Raw genomic sequence first — 16104 nt, forward strand, 5'->3', positions numbered from 1 at the left:
CCACACGGCCGCAGCAGCTCACGCTGTGCGGTTGGTCGGCCCTGCACCTCGCGGTCCGACACAATCTGTCCGGCAGCAGGATCGAATATCCGGCCCGGCGGCAAACCTAGGCGCATACTCATGCGACTTACGCCGCCCGCCGGAATCCCGGCCCCGGGCGGCGTTTTTGTTTTCCTCCAACGTTTTCCTATGGGTGTAGCTCAGCACGGTCAGAGCGCTGGTCTCCAAAACCAGATGTCGCAGGTTCGACTCCTGCCACCCATGCGCACCAACCCCGGCACGCCGGCGGTATCGAATCTTGAGAATTCCACAGTGGACAGTATGAAAAACCCAGGCGGGCAACGCTATTTGTGCCCGGCCTGGGATATGGGCCGCACGCCACCGGTGTGCGGGGCTGCCTGGCGTGCAGCCCGTGAACAGTTCGACTCTGTTGCGGTCCACCATCCACCAACAACGACAGGGAGGTGATTCCGGTGGGGGCAGTACTGGTTTTGAACGCCGACCTTGGCCCGCTGCACCGGGTCACCCTGCACCACGCGATCCGGATGCTGTGCCGCAGGGTCGCGGTGGTGCACGAATCGGAGCCTGACATACGTATAGGTGTCTTTCCGATGCCGAAGGTGCTGCGGCTGGTGTCCTATGTGGTCACCCGCTGGCGATTCAGCTCCGGCCCGGCCTGGTCGCGTGGAGGTGTGCTGCGCCGTGACGGCTGCCGTTGCGCCTACTGCGGTGGCGAGGCCTTCACGATCGACCACATCCTGCCCAGCTCGCGGGGCGGGCGCAACACCTGGCTCAACACCGTGGCCGCGTGTGCGGCCTGTAATCAGCGCAAGGGCGACCGCACCCCCGCCGAAGCGGGTATGCGACTGCGGTTCGAGCCCAAGGCACCTTCTTGGCATGCCGCAGTGAAGCGCTGATCGGGTCCGGCGGGACCATCACCCCCGCCGGCCCCCAATCCCTTGTCGTCTATTCGGTAGGACGCGGCGCTCTGAACGCCGAAGGCGTGGTTCGAATCCATGCGAGGGAGCGATACACCAGGACCCATGCCCGGGTAGCCCAATTGGTAGGAGGCAACTGGCTTAGAACCAGTGCAGTGCACGTTCGAATCGTGTTCCGGGTACGCAGAAATCGTCCAAGCGGGCGCGCCGACGTTGGAGAGTCGGGCCTGGCTGTAAACCAGGTATTTTTTCAGGGGGTTCGAATCCCTCCGCCCGCACCACGCTGCTCGCGGTCAGGCTCGTGAGCGGCGACCGACCAGGACGGCGCCGATGCCGAGCGCGACCAGGGCAGCTCCACCAAGCGCCAGCGCAGCGGTCGCTGTCCCGGTCTTGGGCAGCTGGCCGCCGGCGGGCGCTGGCGACGTGGTCGATGGTGGTGGCTGGCAATCCAGCTCACGTGCGACATACAGACCGTCGTTCAGGTAGGCCAGCGAGGTTTCGACAGTGTTTTCGTCCAGCGCCTTGCTCGCGGCCGCCTTGACTTTGGGACCACCGCCCGACAGCGTCCGGGTAATCAGGACCAGCAGATCGTCGGACCACACTATCTGCATGCCGTTCTTGAGAAACGCGCGGAGATCCTCCTTGGACCCGTCCAGCGCCTGCTGAGTGGCGTCGGGCAGGCGGGGCAGCGACTCGGCCCGCGCCGCCGACAGGATCTGGTTTGCCCGGACCCGCACCTCGATGTCGGTGGCTGTGTCAAGATCGATGTCGATAAGCTTTCGCATGTCCCGGTACTCCGGGCGATCGATCGTTTGGCAAGCCTCGTTCAGCCCGGGCGATCCGGCTTGAGCGGCCGAAGGCGCCGCCAGGATCAGGAGGATCAGAACGGCCAAACCGGCCGGCAGTTTCCATCGCATGGGTCTTGCCTCCCCGTGATCAATGCAAAACACGAATACTTTATCGCCTCCCTACGGAAAGGCAAGTTCATGGGATTCGAGCTTCTGGCGGGCACCAAGGCGCCCGTGCGGGTGTGGACCGACCCGCACAACATCGAGCCACAGGCCGCCCAGCAGCTGCGCAACATTGGACAGCTCCCGTGGGTGGAAGGCGTGGCGGTCATGCCCGACGTGCACTTTGGAAAGGGTGCCACGGTCGGGTCGGTCATTGCGATGCGGCAGGCGGTTTCGCCGGCCGCGGTGGGTGTGGACATCGGCTGCGGTATGTCCGCGGTGCGGACCTCGCTGACCGCGGCGGATTTGCCGGACAACCTGGCATCTCTGCGCAGCGCCATCGAGGCCGAGATTCCGGTGGGATTCGCCCAGCGTGAAAGCGCGGTGAACACGCGCCGGATACGGGGGTTGGCGCAGGGCGGCTGGGACGCGTTCTGGAATCAGTTCAGCACGCTCGATGAGGGCGTGTCGAAGCTGGAAGACCGTGCCCACCACCAGATGGGGACGCTCGGCGGCGGCAACCACTTCATCGAGGTGTGTGTCGAACAGGGTGGCCTCGACGACGGTCAGGTGTGGCTCATGCTGCACTCGGGATCGCGCAACATCGGCAAGGAGCTGGCCGAGCGGCACATGGCGGTCGCCCGGGGGCTTCCGCACAACGCCGATCTGCCAGACCGCGATCTGGCGGTGTTCCTTTCCGGTACCCCACAAATGGCGGCCTACCGTCGGGACCTTTGGTGGGCGCAGGAATACGCCCGCCGCAACCGGGCCGTCATGATGGCCGTGCTGTGTGAGGTGGTCCGTCAGCACCTGCCGCAGGTGTCCTACGGGGAGCCGATCTCGTGCCACCACAACTACGTCGCCGAGGAACGCTACGGCGGAGTGGACGTGCTGGTGACCCGCAAGGGCGCGATCCGGGCCGGCACCGGCGATCTCGGCATCATCCCGGGGTCGATGGGGACCGGGTCGTACATCGTGCGCGGCCGCGGCAACGAGGATGCGTACTGCTCGGCGTCACACGGCGCGGGGCGGCGGATGTCCCGTAATCAGGCGAAGAAGATGTTCACGCAGCAGGACCTGATGGCGCAGACCGCCGGCGTGGAGTGCCGCAAGGACTCCGGTGTGGTCGACGAGATCCCCGGCGCGTACAAGGACATCACGCAGGTGATGGAGCAGCAGCAGGATCTGGTGAAGGTGGTTGCCCACCTCAAGCAGGTCGTGTGTGTCAAGGGATAGTTCATCGGCGGCACCCCCACCGGGGGGTGCCGCCACCACGCCCCTGTAGCTCAACGGATGAGCAGCGGTTTACGAAGCCGTGGCATGCAGGTTCGAATCCTGTCAGGGGCTCAAATACTGTCCACTGTGGATACCTATGGAAGCACCACGGCTGATGATGGGTGCCCGGTGCGCAGGCTGCGGATACTTCGATTCGGGTTCTAGATGTCGCAGGTTCGAGCCCTGCCGCCCCCACCATGGGGGCGTAGCTCAGCGGGTAGAGCGCTATGTGCCGCAACCGACTTTGTTCTCGGGCACCCCAAGCCAATGCTGCTTCCTCACCGTGGGGGACGAAAAGATGGGCAAGTTCAACAAGATTCGGGTCAAGGCGGCCGCGCTGTCGCCGATCGTCACCGGACGCCGGCCGGCCGGGCGCACTCACGAGGGCGCGCCGGGGTATGCCCGCGACGCCAAGGGCGAGCTGTTCCTGCTCGCGGTTTCCAACATGTCCGGCGAGGACACCTTCTACGAGGCCGCTTCCGCGCGGGACGAACGCTACACCCGGCTGGTGCATGAGGTTGCTACCGTCGATCCGCAGTGGATGGTCGCGTTTCTCGGCTGGCTGCGCACCGGGGCCAACATGCGTTCCGCGTCGCTGGTGGGTGCGCTTGAAGCCGCCAAGGCGATGCTCGCGGCCAACATTGCCGGCTCCCGGCAGCTGGTCGCTGCTGTGCTGCAGCGCGCTGATGAGCCGGGCGAGGCGCTCGCCTACTGGGTTTCCCGCTACGGCCGGGCGATTCCGAAGCCGGTCAAGCGGGGTGTGGCCGATGCGGTGGGGCGGCTGTACACCGAGTACGGTCTGCTCAAGTACGACACGGCGGCAAGGGGTTTCCGCTTCGCCGATGTCATCGACCTCGCCCACCCGGTGCCGGTCGCGCCGTGGCAGAGCGACCTGTTCAAGGTGGCGCTGGAACGCCGGCATCGACGCGATTCCTTTTCCACCAATGCTTTGCCGATGCTGGTGGCTAACGCCGAGCTGCGCGCGGCGGCAGCCAACGACGCCGCCGCTCTGGTTGACCCGCAGCGGCTCAAGGCCGCCGGGATGACTTGGGAAGACGTGCTGTCACTGGCCGGATCCACAGTGGACAAGGCACAGCTGTGGCAGGCGCTGATCCCGTCGATGGGATACATGGCGCTGTTGCGTAACCTACGGGGTTTCGACGAGGCCGGGGTGTCCGATGAGGTTGCCGCGGGTGTCGCGGCGCGGCTGGCCGATCCGGTGCAGGTGGCCAAGTCACGGCAGTTCCCGTTTCGGTTCCTGGCCGCACACGAGCAGACGCCGTCGCTGCGGTGGGGGCACGCTCTGGACAAGGCGCTGCAGGCATCGCTGGCGAACCTGCCGGCATTGCCGGGACGCACGCTGATCCTGGTGGACACGTCGGCTTCGATGACCCAGCGGGCCATGTCGGCGCGGTCGAAGATGACCCCGGCCAAGGCCGCGGCCGTGTTCGGGGTCGCGCTTGCGGCCAAGGGCGAGCGGGTGGACCTGTATGGCTTCGCCGATGGGGTGTTCCGCCACGAAGTACCCAAGGCGGCCTCGGTCCTCAATGAGGTCAAGCGGTTCACGGCGCGCACCGGCGAGGTCGGACACGGTACCCAGATAGTGGCTTCGCTTCGGGCCTCGTTCAAGCAGCACGACCGGGTCGTCATCATCTCCGACATGCAGACCATGAACGGTGCGCACGGCAAGGGGGTCTCCGATGCGGTCCCGGCGCAGGTGCCGATCTACGGATTCAACCTCGGCGGCTACCAGCACGGCGCCTATGCCACCGGCGCGGCCCATCGCCATGAGTTCGGTGGCCTTACCGACGCCACGTTCCGGATGCTTCCGCTGCTGGAAATGGGCAGGAATGCGAGCTGGCCGTGGACGTGAGCACGTGGCTAAAGCGGCGGTGAGGTGAGCGAAAGGGCGAGGAACAGGTCGACCCGGGCGTCGAGGCGGGCCAGGTCGCGGCCGGTCATCTGTTCGATCCGCTGAATCCTGTACCGCAAAGTGTTCACGTGGATGTGCAGTTCCTCGGCGCACTTGGTCCAGGAGCCGGAGCTGGCGAGGAAGGCGCGCAGCGTCGGCACGAGGTCGGCGCGATGCAGGCGGTCGTATTCGAGCAGGGGGCCGAGCAGGCGATCGCGGAAGGCCCGCCTCACCCCGTCGGGGACTGCGGCGAGCAGCATGACATGTGAGGTCAGCTCCTCCTCGCCGACGATGGCCACCCGGTCGCCGCTCATCGCGGCCATGGCGCAGGCGTGGCGCGCCTCATCGAGCGCGCCACGCAGGCTCGCCGCGCCGGTCGCCGTCCCGCTGACGCCGATCCGGAGCGGATTGCCGCCCAGTGCCGGGGCGAGGGCGGTCGCGGCGGCGACCGCGTCGCGCACCTGCTCCGGGCTGGCGGCAACGATGGCGAACGCGGTCTTCTCGAGCACCGCGGTCGCGCTCGGCAGGCGGTAAAGCAGGTCCTCCAGGATCGGCAGGGCCAAGCCGCCTTCGAGCTGCGCCGCGACGATCACCAGGGCGGTGTCGGCCGCCAACCCGGTGAACTTGAGCTGGTAAGCCAGCTCGGTGGGATCGGTGTCGGCGGCGGCCATCCGGATCAGGTCGCGGGCTGCCGCCCGCTTCGACTCGCGGGCGCCTTCCAGGCGTCGCCGCTCCGCCTCGACGAGCGCGGCCAGCTCCCTGGCCAGCTGGTGATGCTGGGGCGCCCATTGGGTGACATCGCTGTCGCAAATGATCAGCCAGTGCACCAGTCGCGGCTGGTGCGGCTCGCCCGCGCCGAGCACCGACATTCCTTGCCCGGCAAGGGGATAGGGCACCTGTTGGCCGGACAGGTAGTGCCGTAACGCCTGGGTCTTGATCTGTTCGCTCAGGGCTGCGCTGTTCGCCGCGATCTCCAGCCCGGTGGGCGAGATGATCCAGCAGCGCATCGACAGCTGTTGCTTGATCAGGTCCAGCACCGCGCCCAGGCCGTCGCCCCCGGCCGCGGCCGAGGCGGACACCAGGTGGCGGTGCCTGCCCAGGAAATCGGTGACATTGTCGGCGCGAATGGGGGACAGCCGCCTTACGACCTGTTCGGTGACGGTGGTGAAGGCGATGTCTGCGGGCACCCGTAGCAGCGGCAGCCCATGCTCGGCACAGGCCGCCCTGAGGTCGTCCGGGATGTTCCCGGAGATGCCGTCGCCGGCGGCGAGCGCGCAGACGCCCGCGGCGACCAGAGCCTTGACGAAGGGGACGGAGTCGGCCGGCGTGCGCCGCCAGACCATGCCGGTGAGCACCAGCTCGCCCCCGCTGAGGTACCGGCTCGGGTTGGGCAGGTCGGTGGTCATCACCGCCACGATCGTGCGATCGAGCTCCGACTCGCCGCTCAGCAGCTCGAGCTTGAGGTCTGCCAGGTCCAGCAGGGCTCTCAGTCGCAGGGGAAACACCTCCTCACTCATCTCCTTCACGTTCGCCTATGAGTTGGTCGAACCTCCAAATCGATCTGTTTCGTGCCGGTGAATTTTCGTCGTTCATGACGCTAGGCTCGATTAGAGATCAATTGCTCTACTTATGGTTTCAGCTGCACATTCCTCTGGGAGGACAGGTGGAGCGTTTCCACTCACTGTCGCACGAAGAGGCAGTGGCCGAGCTTATGACCTGCTGCGCTGTCCGATCCTGGGCGGTCCAGATGTCTGGATTAAGGCCCTTTCCCGACGAGACGGCGTTCGCGGCCACCGGCCGCAAGCTGGCCGAGCAACTGAGCTGGCCCGAAGTGCTGCAGGCCCTATCGGCCCACCCCCGCATCGGCCAGCGCGTCGCAGCGCCCGATGCCGCGAACGCGCCCGATACCGCGCCAGCGCCCGAGGCCGCGCACGCGAGCGAAACAGCGCGGGCGAAGGAGGCGCAGTGGTCGCGGCAGGAGCAGGCGGGCGTGTCCGACAGCTCGCAGGAGGCGCTCGTCGCCGGGAATATCGCCTATGAGCGGCGATTCGGGCACATATATCTGATCTGCGCCACCGGTCTTTCCGGCGAGCAGATGCTCGCCGAGCTCACCCGGCGGCTGGAGAACGACGCCGCGCAGGAGCAGGCCGAAGTGCGGCGGGAGCTAGCCAAGATCGTCGAGCTGCGGTTGCGGAAGCTGGTGGCGGCATGACGGTTTCCACCCACGTTCTCGACGCGGCGCTCGGGCGGCCGGTGCCGGGCCTCGGGATCCGGCTCGAACACGACGGCGCGGTGACGCAAGCCCAAACCGACGCGGACGGCCGGGTCGCCTCGCTGCCCACCCCCGGCAACGGCGTCTACCGTCTGGTCTTCGATCTCGGGGACCGTGCGGGCTTCTACCCGGAGGTCGTCATCGCGTTTCGGGTCACCGACCCGGCCGCGCACTACCACGTGCCGCTGCTGTTGAGCCCGTTCGCCTATTCGACCTACCGAGGGAGCTGACCCGTGGGCATCAAGCTCGGAGCCAACCATTACGGCAAGGCCGAGACCCGCGTGGTCGCGGTGCGCCGGCACCCCGACCGGCACGAAATCAAAGACCTGAACGTGAGCGTGGCCCTGTCCGGTGACATGGACGATGCGCACCTGTCCGGCGACAACTCCAAGGTGCTGCCGACCGACACCCAGAAGAACACCGTCTTCGTCTTTGCCCGCAAGTACGGCATCGGCGAGATCGAAGAGTTCGCCATCATCCTCGCCAAGCACTTCGTCGACAGCCAGCCCTCGGTGCATCATGCGCGAGTCGCCATCGAAGAGTACGCCTGGGACCGGATCGCCTTGCCCAGCAACGGGATCGCACATTCGTTCGCCCGCTCGGGCACGGCTCCGGTGCGCACCGCGGTGGTGCACTACGACGGCACGAAGGCCCATGTGGTCTCCGGCATCAAGGATCTGATCGTGCTCAACTCGACCGATTCGGAGTTCTGGGGCTTCCTCACCGACGAGCTGACGACGCTGAAGGAGACCAACGACCGGATCCTGTCGACCGTGGTGACCGCCGGCTGGCGGCACGCCGACACCACCGCCGATCCCCATCGGGCGGATTGGGGAGCCTCGTTTCGCGAGGCCAGCCGCTACCTGCTGGCGGCATTCGCGGACACGCACAGTTATTCGTTGCAGCAAACCCTTTACGCTATGGGTACCAGGGTGCTGGATCACCGGCCCGAGCTGTGTGAAGTGCAGCTGGAGCTGCCGAACAAGCATCACTTCGTCGTCGACCTGACCCCCTTCGGGCTCGACAACGCCAACGAGGTGTTCATCGTGGCCGACCGCCCCTACGGGCTGATGCACGGCAGCGTGCTGCGCGATGATGCCCCCGACGCCGGCCCGGCCTGGAGCTGACAATGGACTTCCTGCGCCCGCAGACGTGGCCGGAAGCGCTGGCCCGCAAGGCAGAGCGACCCGCGGCGGTGCCGATCGCGGGTGGCACCGATGTGATGGTGGAAGTCAACTTCGACCGCCGCCGCCCGGAAGCCCTGCTCGATCTGACCCGGATCCCGGAGCTGACCGGATGGGAGCGCGACGAGCGCGCCATCCGCATCGGCGCGAACGTCACCTACACCCGGGTCATCGAGGAGCTGGGCGCGGAGCTGCCCGGGCTGGCCATGGCCTCGCGAACGGTTGGCTCACCCCAGATCCGCAATCGCGGCACCATCGCCGGCAACCTCGGCGCTGCCTCGCCCGCCGGTGACGCCCACCCGATCCTGCTGGCGCTCGGCGCGTCGGTGGAGGCGGAATCGGTGCGGGGCACCCGGCTCATCCCGGCCGTCGAGTTCTATGTCGGGGTGAAGCGCCACTCGCTCGCGCCCGATGAGCTCATCCGCGCCGTGCATGTGCCGCTTTCCCCAGGCCCGCAACAGTTCTCGAAGATCGGCACGCGTAACGCGATGGTGATCGCGGTCTGCTCCTTCGCGCTGGCGCTCGACGTGCCCGCCCGGCGGGTGGGGACGGGCATCGGCTCGGCCGCGCCCACCCCGCGGCGAGCCGTGGCCGCCGAGGACTACGTGTCCGGGGCACTGCCGTGGGAGAGCCGCGATCCGATCCCGGACGGGGTGGGTGCCCGTTTCGGCGAGCTGGTGGCGCAGACCGCCTCGCCCATCGACGACGTGCGGGGAAGCGCCGCCTATCGCCGCCATGCCCTGGCCGTGCTGGCCCGGCGCAACCTGGCGTGGGCCTGGAAGGAGTACCAATGCGCCTGAAGATGACCGTCAACGGCGAGAGCCGCGACGCCGACGGGGTGTGGCCGGGCGAGAGCCTGCTCTACGTGCTGCGCGAAAGACTTGGCCTGCCCGGCTCAAAGAACGCCTGCGAGCAAGGCGAATGCGGCTCATGCACGGTCTACCTCGATGGGGTGGCGGTCTGCGCCTGTCTGGTCGCGGCGGGCCAGGCCGTCGACCGGGAGGTGATCACCGTCGAGGGTCTGGCCGACGGCGACCGGCTCGATCCGGTGCAGGAGTGCTTCGTGCAGGCCGGTGCTGTCCAATGTGGATTCTGCACGCCGGGCCTGATCGTGGCCACGCACGACCTGATCGCACGGAACCCGTCGCCCTCCGACGAGGAGATCCGCGAGGCGCTGGCCGGGAACCTCTGCCGGTGCACCGGTTACGAGAAGATCCTCGACGCGGTCCGGGCGGCGGCGCGGCGCAAGGCGGCCCAGACATGACCCTGATCATCGAGAACTGCGCCATAGCCACGGTTTCCGGCCCTGAGCACGCGAGCGGCCATCTCGTCATCGAGGGCGAGTATCTCACCGCGGTCGGGGCGGGCCCGGCGCCTCGGCACGACAACGCCTCCTATGTGGACGCCAGCGGGTGCCTGGCCACGCCCGGTCTGGTCAACACGCACCACCACCTGTACCAGTGGGCGACCCGCGGCCTGGCCCAGGACGAAACCCTCTTCGGCTGGCTCAAGGCGCTGTACCCGATCTGGGCGCGCATAGACTACGAAACGGTGCACGCCGCCGCCGCGGCCGGCCTGGGCTGGCTGGCGCGCACGGGCTGCACCACCTCCAGCGACCATCACTACGTCTTCCCCCGCGACGGCGGTGACCTGCTGGCCGCGGAGATCGAGGCGGCCCGCGCGATCGGGCTGCGCTTCCACCCGACCCGCGGCTCGATGGACCGGGGTGTCTCCGACGGCGGGCTGCCGCCCGACTCTGTGGTCGAAGACCTGGACACGATCCTGTCCGCCTGCGCCGACGCGATCGCGAAATACCACGACCCCGCGCCCAATTCGATGCTGCGCATAGGGATAGCGCCGTGCTCACCTTTCTCGGTCAGCTCCCGGTTGATGACCGAGTCGGCGGCCCTGGCCCGGCAGCATCGGGTGCGGCTGCACACCCACCTGGCCGAGACCCTGGACGAGGAGGAGTTCTGCCTCGCCACCCACGGCTGCACCCCGGCCGAGTACGCCGACTCGCTGGGCTGGCTCGCCGACGACGTGTGGATGGCCCATGGCGTGCACCTGTCCGAGTCGGCGATCAAACGCTTCGCCGAAACCGGGACAGGCACTGCACATTGCCCGAGCTCCAACGCCCGGCTCGGGGCGGGTCTGGCCCCGGTCAAAGCCCTGCTGCGCTCGGGCGCCCCGGTCGGGCTCGGTGTGGACGGCGCGGCCTCGCAGGAATCCGGGATGATGGTCGAGGAGCTGCGCCAGGCGATGTACGCGTCGCGGCTGCGCGCCGGGACAAGCGATCCCGCCGTCTCGCTCAACGCCCGCGACGCGCTCTATCTGGGCACCATGGGCGGCGCGCGCAACCTTGGCCGGCAGGACGAAATCGGGTCCCTCGAGCCGGGAAAGCTCGCCGACATCGCGCTGTGGCGGCTCGACGGGCTCGGCCACGCCGACATCGCCGATCCGGTGGCAGCGCTCGTTTTCGGCCCGCCCGCCCCGCTCAAACTGCTGCTGGTGGGCGGCCGGCCGGTGGTGGCCGACGACGCGCTGAGCAACGCCGACGAGCGGGCGCTGGCAAGCGCGGCCCGGGCAGCGAATCGCAAACTCACGGAGGCGACATGACCAAGCCGCTCACCTCCACCAGCCGCGCCGGTGGCGTCGGCGAGAGCCCGGTGCGGCCCGACGGCCCACTGAAGGTCAAGGGGGAGTTCGCCTACTCGTCGGACCTGTGGATCGACGGAATGCTTTGGGGCGCCACGCTTCGCAGCCCGCACCCGCGGGCCCGGATCACCGGTGTCGACATCGGCCCGGCGCTGGCGATCGCCGGCGTGCGGGCCGTGCTGACCCACGCCGACGTGCCCGGGGACAAGTTCTACGGGATCGATCAGCGCGACCAGCCGGTCCTGGCCATCGACGAAGTGCGCTATCAGGGGGAGCCGGTGGCCCTGGTGGCCGCCGACCATCCGGAGGCCGCCCGGCGGGCGCTGAACAGCATCGAGGTTCACTACGAGGTGCTGGAGCCGATTTTCGACGCCCACAAGGCGCTTTTCGATCCCACGTCGGAGCATGTTCATCCGGGTACCAATCTGGTGCGCCACCAGCCGGTGCGCCAAGGCGATCCCGACGATCCGGCCGTGCGGGCGCAGTGCGCGGTCGTCATCGCCCGCGACTACGAGGTAGGCATCCAGGATCAGGCGTTCCTCGGTCCGGAGTCGGGGCTGGCGATCCCTTCGGAGGACGGCGGAATCGAGCTCTACGTCGCCACCCAATGGCTGCACAACGACCTCGCCCAGATCGCGCCGTGCCTGCGCCTGCCGCAGGAAAAGGTGCGCATGACGATGGCGGGCGTCGGCGGCGCCTTCGGCGGTCGCGAGGATCTGTCGATGCAGATCCACGTCGCGATGCTCGCGCTGCACACCGGCAAACCGGTGAAGATGGTCTACCACCGGGAGGAGTCCTTCTTCGGGCACGTGCACCGGCATCCGGCCGTCATGCATTACGAGCACGGCGCTTCCGCCGACGGCAAGCTGGTTTTCGTGAAGGCGCAGATCGCCCTCGACGGGGGCGGCTTCGCCTCGACCACCCCGGCTGTGGTCGCCAACGCGGCGTCGCTGGGCGTCGGGCCCTACGAGGTGCCGCATGTCAAGATCGATGCATACGGCGCGTACACCAATAATCCGCCCTGCGGCGCGATGCGAGGCTTCGGCGCGGTCCAGGCCTGTTTCGCCTACGAGTCGCAAATGGACGCTGTCGCCGAAGCGCTCGGCATGAGCCCCTGGCGGCTGCGTCAGATCAACGCGGTCAGCGAGGGTTCGACGCTGCCCACCGGACAGGTGATCGACTCGCCGGTGCCGCTGTCGGAGATGCTCGACGATCTGGTGGCGATGCCGTTGCCGCCCAGCGAGGAATTCGACCTGCGCCGGATGCCGGGCGGCGTCTCCAACACCACCCACGGCGAAGGGGTGCGCCGCGGGGTCGGCTACGGCGTGGGCATCAAAAACATCTGCTTCTCAGAGGGATTCGACGACTACTCCACCGCCCGGGTGCGCCTGGAGATGATCGGCGGTGAGCCCGCGGCGCTCGTGCACACGGCCGCCGCCGAGGTGGGCCAAGGGCTGGTGACCCTCAAGGCGCAGATCGCCCGCACCGAGCTGGGCATCGAAAGGGTGACCATTGCGCCCGCCGACAGCCGGGTTGGCAACGCCGGTTCCAGCTCCGCCTCGCGCCAGTCCTACATGACCGGGGGAGCGGTCAAGGAGGCGTGTGCCGCTGTCCGGCAACGGGTCATCGAGCTGGCCGGGGCGCCGGCCGACGCGCAACTCGTCGGCGGCAAGGTGGTGACCGCGCTCGGCGAGGTGGTGGCGCAACTGGCCGACGTGCTTGGCGACACGGCGATCGAGGAGACGCGGGAATACCGGCACCGGCCCACCGAGCGGATGAATCCCCTTACCGGGCAAGGCAATTCACACGTCCAGTTCGCCCTCTGCGTGCATCGCGCGGTGGTCGACGTCGACGTCGAGCTCGGCCTGGTGCGTGTCGTCGAGCTGGCCGCGGTACAGGACGTGGGTAAGATCATGAACCTGCTTTCCCTCGAGGGCCAGATCCACGGCGGCACCGCCCAGGGGCTTGGCCTGGCCGTGATGGAGGAGATTCAGGTGGCCAACGGCAAGGTGCTCAACCCCTCCTTCACCGACTACCTCATCCCGACCATCCTCGACATGCCGCCGATGCGGCTGAAAATACTTGAGAACGCCGATCCGCATGCCCCCTATGGGTTGCGGGGCGCGGGCGAGCCGCCGACCCTCTCCTCGACCCCGGCGATCGTGGCGGCCATCCGCCAGGCCACCGGGCTTGCCCTGAAACGGGTCCCGATCCGGCCGGAACATCTCACTGGAACGTTGGCTTCATGATCGCTCAGTCCAGACACCGGCGCGGCGCTGCGCGGCGAACGAAGGAGGCTATGGCATGACCCTGATGTTCCTTAACGGCGGTGCGATGCGCGGCGGTCCGCTCAACCATTTGCTGCTGGGCGCGCCGCTTCTCGGCGAGGTCCGCACGGCCGCCCGCTACCGCTTCTACTCGGTGGGTGACCGGTACCCGGCGCTGCAAGAGGTGAGCAGCGGCGGCGTCGAAGTGGCCGGCGAGGTCTATGACGTGCCGATGGAGGTGCTGCGCGATAGCCTGCTGCCCGCCGAGCCGCCCGAGCTGGAGCTAGGGGTGATCGAGCTGGCCGATGGCCGGCCCAGCCTGGCGATGGTGTTGCGCCGCGAGTTCGGCGCGCAGACCGAGCTGACCGACATCAGCGCCATCGGTGGGTGGAGGGCCTACCGTGGGCAGGGCTGAGCTGACCGCCATCAGGTCGCGCCGGGTGGTGCTGCCCAATGGCGAACGCCCGGCCACCCTGCGCATCGACGACGGGAAGATCAGCGAAATCCTGCCCTACGAGTCGGGGGCGGGCGCTTACGACTGCGGCGACGATGCTCTTCTGCCGGGTCTGGTCGACACCCACGTGCACATCAACGAACCCGGACGCACCCAGTGGGAGGGCTTCGCCACCGCCACCCGGGCCGCGGCCGCGGGCGGGGTGACCACCCTGCTCGACATGCCGCTCAACAGCCTGCCACCGACCGTCGAAGTGGCCGCGCTCAAGCTCAAACGCGAGGCGGCGCAAGGACAATGCGTGGTCGACGTCGGCTTCTGGGGCGGCGCGATCCCGCAGAACCTGGCCGACCTGCGCCCGCTGCACGAGGCCGGGGTCTACGGTTTCAAGTGTTTTCTGGCCGACAGCGGCGTCCCCGAGTTCCCGCCCTTGGACAGCGCACAGCTGCAGGCCGTGCTGGGCGAGGTGCGCCGATTCGGGGGGCTGCTCATCGTGCACGCCGAATCGGCCGCGGCGTTGGGTCAGCTGGGCGAATCGCAGCGCTACCAAGACTTTCTCGACTCGCGGCCGGGACGCGCCGAGGTCGAGGCGATTGCCCTGCTGGCCGAGCTGGCACAGGGCGCACGAGTCCACGTGCTGCACCTGTCGTGCGCGGAGGCGCTGGAGACGATAGCGGCCGCGAAGCGGCGCGGTGTGAAGCTGACCGCCGAGACCTGCCCGCACTATCTGACCCTGACTGCGGAGGAAATAGCCAACGGCGCCACCGAGTTCAAGTGCTGCCCGCCGATCCGCGACGCGGGCAACCGCGACCGGCTCTGGGCCGGGCTCGCCGCGGGCACTATCGACTGCGTGGTCTCCGACCATTCGCCCGCGACGCCCGAGCTGAAACTGACCGGCAGCTTCACCACCGCGTGGGGCGGGATAGCGTCGCTTCAGCTCGGCCTGCCTCTGATGTGGACGCAGGCCCGCCAGCGCGGTCACGGGCTGACCGACATCGTGCGCTGGATGGCCGATGCCCCGGCCCGGCTCGCCGGGGTCACCGGCAAAGGGCGGATTTCCGTTGGGGCACAGGCAGACTTGGTGCAATTCCAGCCCGAAGCCGACTTCGTCGTCGATCCCGCAGCGCTGCACCACCGGCACCCGGTTTCGCCCTACGCCGGACGTCGCCTCACCGGCGTGGTGCGCTCGACCTGGCTGGCCGGTGCGGCAGTCGACCCGGACAAGCCCAGCGGAAGGTTGCTGACCCGATGAGCTACGTTGATCTCGCGTCCCGCGCGCTTGGCGGCGCCGTGGTGGCCGCCAACGACGAGTCGTTCTGCGCCGCGGACCATCTCATCGATCCGCGTGCGCCGGTGTTCAGCCCGCAGACATTCGACCACAATGGACAGATCTACGACGGCTGGGAGACCCGCCGCCGCCGCGAGCCGGGCCACGATTGGGCCATCGTCCGGCTCGCCGCCCCCGGCATCGTGCGCGAGATGGTGGTCGACACGGCCTTCTTCAAAGGAAACTATCCACCGCAATGCAGTCTGTCCGCTGCGCGGGTGCAGGGCTACCGGTCGGCTGCTGAGCTTTCCGACGTGCCCTGGACGCCGCTTGTCGAGCTGGCCGCGGTTAAGGGCGACACCGCCAACACCTTCGCCGTCAACGATGACGCCACCTACACCCATGTGCGGCTCGCGATCCATCCCGACGGCGGGGTGGCGCGGCTGCGCGTGCACGGCGAGGTGGTGCCCGATCTGGAGCTGCTTTCCTTGGTACCAAGTGATTTAGCGGCTCTGGTCAATGGTGGAAGGGCGATCGGCTGTTCCGACGCGTTCTTCTCTTCCCCCAACAACATGCTCATGCCTGGCCTCGCCCGCACCACCGGGGAGGGCTGGGAGAACCGCCGCCGCCGCGACGACGGCCACGACTGGGCCCTGATCCAGCTCGCCGCGCCGGGCAGGCTGCTGCTCGCCGAGCTCGACACGACGCATTTCAAGTTCAACGCGCCCGGCTGGGCCGAGCTGGTGGGCCACACCGCGGATGGGCAGCAGGCCACCATCCTGCCCAAGACCCGGCTGCAGCCCGACACCCTGCACCGATTCCGGTTGCCCAGCGAGCTTCCCGCGGTGGAACGGGTTCAGCTGAACATCTTTCCCGACGGCGGAATAGCCCGCCTCCGCCTCATCGGCACACCGAGCCCGGCGGTTAGCTAGC

General features: G+C 68.2%; 15 protein-coding genes and 6 tRNA genes. 19 read left to right on the top strand and 2 right to left on the bottom strand.

Annotated features, from left to right (window positions below; translation table 11 throughout):
* The first annotated feature begins 189 nt into the window (after window positions 1-189).
* The 6 genes from Rhe02_RS17350 (at window position 190) to Rhe02_RS17375 (ending at window position 1219) form a co-directional block, all read left to right on the top strand.
* Window positions 190-264, top strand: a tRNA-Trp gene (locus tag Rhe02_RS17350).
* Between the two features lie 104 nt (window positions 265-368).
* Window positions 369-443 (top strand) — tRNA-Ala (locus Rhe02_RS17355).
* Window positions 444-473: 30 nt separating this feature from the next.
* The gene (locus Rhe02_RS17360; RefSeq protein WP_203909281.1) at window positions 474-917 is read left to right on the top strand and encodes an HNH endonuclease; all 444 of its coding nucleotides are present in this window, start codon (window positions 474-476) and stop codon (window positions 915-917) included.
* A 38-nt stretch (window positions 918-955) separates the two neighbouring features.
* Window positions 956-1027 (top strand) — tRNA-Gln (locus Rhe02_RS17365).
* A gap of 18 nt (window positions 1028-1045) precedes the next feature.
* A tRNA-Leu gene (locus Rhe02_RS17370) sits at window positions 1046-1120 on the top strand.
* 16 nt (window positions 1121-1136) lie between these two features.
* A tRNA-Tyr gene (locus tag Rhe02_RS17375) sits at window positions 1137-1219 on the top strand.
* Between the two features lie 12 nt (window positions 1220-1231).
* Here the strand turns inward: Rhe02_RS17375 and Rhe02_RS17380 are convergent.
* Window positions 1232-1855, bottom strand: coding sequence for an ALF repeat-containing protein (locus tag Rhe02_RS17380; RefSeq protein WP_203909282.1), 624 nt, complete (start codon window positions 1853-1855; stop codon window positions 1232-1234).
* 69 nt (window positions 1856-1924) lie between these two features.
* Between Rhe02_RS17380 and Rhe02_RS17385 the strand changes: the two genes are divergently transcribed.
* The 3 genes from Rhe02_RS17385 to Rhe02_RS17395 all read left to right on the top strand — a co-directional run bounded on the left by Rhe02_RS17385 (window position 1925) and on the right by Rhe02_RS17395 (window position 5036).
* Window positions 1925-3124, top strand: coding sequence for an RtcB family protein (locus Rhe02_RS17385; protein WP_203909283.1), 1200 nt, complete (start codon window positions 1925-1927; stop codon window positions 3122-3124).
* Between the two features lie 39 nt (window positions 3125-3163).
* A tRNA-Arg gene (locus Rhe02_RS17390) sits at window positions 3164-3235 on the top strand.
* Window positions 3236-3461: 226 nt separating this feature from the next.
* Window positions 3462-5036 (top strand): TROVE domain-containing protein, encoded by a 1575-nt coding sequence (locus Rhe02_RS17395; protein ID WP_203909284.1) that lies wholly within the window; start codon window positions 3462-3464, stop codon window positions 5034-5036.
* Window positions 5037-5044: 8 nt separating this feature from the next.
* On the opposite strand, the gene Rhe02_RS17400 is transcribed toward Rhe02_RS17395, so the two are convergent.
* Complete coding sequence (locus Rhe02_RS17400; protein WP_203909285.1) at window positions 5045-6592, bottom strand: PucR family transcriptional regulator; 1548 nt, start codon at window positions 6590-6592, stop codon at window positions 5045-5047.
* Window positions 6593-6666: 74 nt separating this feature from the next.
* Here Rhe02_RS17400 and uraD point away from each other — a divergent pair, with 74 nt between their 5' ends.
* From uraD to alc, 10 genes are read left to right on the top strand one after another with little or no spacing between them, the layout of a single operon-like run.
* Entirely contained in the window at window positions 6667-7287 is a 621-nt protein-coding gene (uraD, locus tag Rhe02_RS17405) for a 2-oxo-4-hydroxy-4-carboxy-5-ureidoimidazoline decarboxylase (protein ID WP_275412620.1), read from the top strand.
* Entirely contained in the window at window positions 7284-7577 is a 294-nt protein-coding gene (gene uraH, locus Rhe02_RS17410; protein WP_203909287.1) for a hydroxyisourate hydrolase, read from the top strand. The genes uraD and uraH overlap by 4 nt, the downstream gene beginning before the upstream one ends.
* A 3-nt stretch (window positions 7578-7580) precedes the next feature.
* Window positions 7581-8474, top strand: coding sequence for a factor-independent urate hydroxylase (gene pucL / locus Rhe02_RS17415; protein ID WP_203909288.1), 894 nt, complete (start codon window positions 7581-7583; stop codon window positions 8472-8474).
* Window positions 8475-8476: 2 nt separating this feature from the next.
* Window positions 8477-9331 (top strand): FAD binding domain-containing protein, encoded by an 855-nt coding sequence (locus Rhe02_RS17420; RefSeq protein WP_203909289.1) that lies wholly within the window; start codon window positions 8477-8479, stop codon window positions 9329-9331.
* A complete protein-coding gene (locus Rhe02_RS17425) occupies window positions 9322-9795 on the top strand; it encodes a (2Fe-2S)-binding protein (RefSeq protein WP_203909290.1) in 474 nt (157 codons plus the stop codon). Before Rhe02_RS17420 ends, Rhe02_RS17425 begins: the two co-directional genes overlap by 10 nt.
* Window positions 9792-11147 (top strand): 8-oxoguanine deaminase, encoded by a 1356-nt coding sequence (locus Rhe02_RS17430; RefSeq protein ID WP_203909291.1) that lies wholly within the window; start codon window positions 9792-9794, stop codon window positions 11145-11147. Before Rhe02_RS17425 ends, Rhe02_RS17430 begins: the two co-directional genes overlap by 4 nt.
* Window positions 11144-13435, top strand: coding sequence for a xanthine dehydrogenase subunit D (pucD, locus tag Rhe02_RS17435; RefSeq protein ID WP_203909292.1), 2292 nt, complete (start codon window positions 11144-11146; stop codon window positions 13433-13435). Before Rhe02_RS17430 ends, pucD begins: the two co-directional genes overlap by 4 nt.
* A 55-nt stretch (window positions 13436-13490) precedes the next feature.
* Entirely contained in the window at window positions 13491-13868 is a 378-nt protein-coding gene (locus tag Rhe02_RS17440; RefSeq protein ID WP_203909293.1) for an allophanate hydrolase-related protein, read from the top strand.
* The gene (allB, locus tag Rhe02_RS17445; RefSeq protein WP_203909294.1) at window positions 13855-15156 is read left to right on the top strand and encodes an allantoinase AllB; all 1302 of its coding nucleotides are present in this window, start codon (window positions 13855-13857) and stop codon (window positions 15154-15156) included. Before Rhe02_RS17440 ends, allB begins: the two co-directional genes overlap by 14 nt.
* Complete coding sequence (gene alc, locus Rhe02_RS17450) at window positions 15153-16103, top strand: allantoicase (RefSeq protein ID WP_203909295.1); 951 nt, start codon at window positions 15153-15155, stop codon at window positions 16101-16103. Before allB ends, alc begins: the two co-directional genes overlap by 4 nt.
* Window position 16104 lies beyond the last annotated feature (1 nt).

The organism is Rhizocola hellebori (assembly GCF_016862955.1).
GTDB lineage: Bacteria > Actinomycetota > Actinomycetes > Mycobacteriales > Micromonosporaceae > Rhizocola > Rhizocola hellebori.